The organism is Nocardia sp. CC201C, from assembly GCF_030010695.1.
Classification (GTDB): Bacteria; Actinomycetota; Actinomycetes; order Mycobacteriales; family Mycobacteriaceae; genus Nocardia; species Nocardia otitidiscaviarum.
Map to the genome: position 1 here is coordinate 1 of NZ_JASCXP010000641.1, position 2,634 is coordinate 2,634.

General features: G+C 68.8%; 2 protein-coding genes. Both read left to right on the plus strand.

The genetic code is table 11. The features are described from left to right. A partial coding sequence (locus tag QK444_RS35360; protein ID WP_282786353.1) for a hypothetical protein occupies positions 1 to 213 on the plus strand: 213 nt, incomplete at its 5' end. 202 nt (positions 214 to 415) lie between these two features. Further along, positions 416 to 2,617 carry a bifunctional SulP family inorganic anion transporter/carbonic anhydrase gene (locus tag QK444_RS35365; protein ID WP_282786355.1) on the plus strand — a complete coding sequence of 734 codons (2,202 nt, stop codon included), beginning with the start codon at positions 416 to 418 and terminating at the stop codon, positions 2,615 to 2,617. Positions 2,618 to 2,634 lie beyond the last annotated feature (17 nt).

The following is a 2,634-nucleotide window of genomic DNA, read 5'->3' on the forward strand; positions in this document are numbered from 1 at the left end:
GGTCCGGTGGATCAGCTGGGCATGGTGAATGTGGCGGTGCAGCTCGAGACGCTGCACGCGCACCCCGTCGTCCGGCGCGGGGTGGAGGAGCGCGGCGTGGTCGTGTCGGGCCTGTTCTTCGACATCGCCACGGCGCGCGTGGTGGAGATCACGGTCGACGGCATCGCCGAGATAGATGACGTCGGACGTCGGGTTTCGGCGCAGCCGGTGTGAGCGGGGCGGGCGTGGATACAGGGCGTTCACGCACCATTTTCATTGGTGGACAGGTTTTCTCAGGCTTTGCTAAGTCTTTACCCTTAGCCTTGCCTTCACTTCCCGGCGATCTTGTGGTCAACGTCGCCCGCAAACCGCTTTCCTCGATGCCCTTGTTCGACATCGTCCGGGTCACCCTCGTCAGACCTGGTGAAGGAGAAGTATGTCCCTCGACACTGCCTCGCAGCAGAGTTCCGGAGAATCCCGCTGGCAATCCCTGCTGCGCCACGATCTGCCCGCGTCACTCGTGGTATTCCTGGTCGCCCTACCACTCTCGCTCGGCATTGCCGTCGCCTCCGACGCGCCCATCGCCGCCGGACTCATCGCCGCCGTGGTCGGCGGCGTGGTGGTGGGCCTGCTCGGCGGCTCCGCCCTACAGGTCAGCGGCCCGGCCGCGGGCCTCACCGTGGTGGTCGCCGAGACCATCAACCAATTCGGCTGGAAGACAGCCTGTTTCATCACCGCTGCGGCGGGGGTGCTGCAAATCCTGTTCGGCCTCAGCCGGATTGCCCGCGCCGCCCTCGCTATCGCGCCCGTGGTGGTGCACGCCATGCTCGCCGGTATCGGCATCACCATCGCCCTCCAGCAGGTGCACGTGCTGCTGGGCGGATCGTCGCAGAGTTCGGCCCTGGCCAATATCACCGGGCTGCCCGCCCAGCTGCTCAACCTGCACGGCGTCGACGTCCTGATCGGCGGCGTGGTCATCGCCATCATGCTGGGTTGGAAGTACCTACCCGCCAAGATCCGCGTGGTGCCCGGACCGCTGGTGGCCGTGCTGGTCGGCACCCTGCTGTCGCTGGTGGTGCCCGCCGATGTGGAGCGTATCGCGCTGAGCGGCTCGCTCTTCGACGCCATCGGCCTGCCCGAGATGCCCAGCGGGAACTGGGGTGCGGTGGTGCTCGCCGTGCTGACCATCGCGCTCATCGCGAGCGTGGAGAGCCTGCTGTGCGCGGTGGCCGTGGACAAGATGCACACCGGCCCGCGCACCAACTTCGACCGTGAACTGGTGGCCCAGGGCGTGGCCAACACCACCTCCGGCCTGCTCGGCGGGCTGCCGGTGACCGGGGTGATCGTGCGCTCGGCCAGCAATGTGCAGGCCGGTGCGCGCACCCGGGCCTCGGCCCTGCTGCACGGCATCTGGGTGCTGGTCTTCTCGGTGGCCCTGGTCGGCGTCGTGGAGCAGATCCCCAAATCCGTGCTGGCGGGCCTCCTCATCGTGGTCGGCATCCAGCTCGTCAAACTCGCGCACATCCGACTCGCCAAGCGCACCGGTGACCTGCTGGTCTACCTGGTCACCGTCACGGGCGTGGTGTTCCTGAACCTGCTCGAGGGCGTGCTGATCGGTCTGGGCCTGGCCTTCGCACTGCTGCTGTGGCGCGTGGTGCGGGTCGTGGTGTCGGCCGAACACGTGGACGCCGACCGCTGGGTGGTCCGGGTCGAGGGCACCTGCACCTTCCTGGCGCTGCCCCGACTCTCCTCGGAGCTGGCCACGGTGCCCGCCGGAGCCGACGTACTGCTGGAACTGAGCGTCGACTTCCTCGACCACGCCGCCTACGAAGCCATCCACGACTGGGCGCACCAGCACGAAAGCACCGGCGGCACCGTGGAATTCGTGGAACTGGGCACCGTGGACATGGCCCGTGCCCTGGCCGGTCCGCCCGAACGCGGACATGCGCGCGGTCTGCTGAACGATGTGCTGCGGCCGTGGCGCGACACCGAAGGCAACCCCATCACCGCGGGCGTCGCCGCCTACCACCGTCGCAACGCCCACGTGGTGCGCCCGCACCTGGACGAGCTGCGCGACGGCCAGGCTCCGCATTCGCTCTTCCTCACCTGCGCCGACTCGCGCATCGTCCCGAACGTCATCACCAACACCGGTCCGGGTGACCTGTTCACCGTCCGCAATGTCGGCAACCTGGTGCCCGGCCACGGCCGCGACACCTCCCTGGAGGCCGCCCTCACCTTCGCCCTCCAGGAACTGCGCGTCGAGCACCTGGTGGTGTGCGGGCACTCCGGGTGCGGCGCCATGAAGGCGCTGCGCGCGGGCGTACCCGACGGCCCCGGCCTCGGCGACTGGCTCCGCCACGCCCTGCCCAGCCTGGACCGCTACCGCCTCGGCCACCCCGTCGCCCGCGCGGCCGCTGCCGCCGGTTTCGACGAGACCGACCAGCTGAGCATGGTGAATGTCGCGGTCCAGGTGGAAACCCTGCTCACCCACCCGGAAGTCCGACGCGCCGTCCTCGAGCGCGGTATCACGGTGTCGGGCTTGTTCTTCGACATCGCCACCGCCCGCGTCCTCCAGGTCACCGCCGAGGACATCGCCGATATCGACGACCCTGAACTAGCGGAGCTAGCCGGGGTGTAGACGACAACCGCACAGCG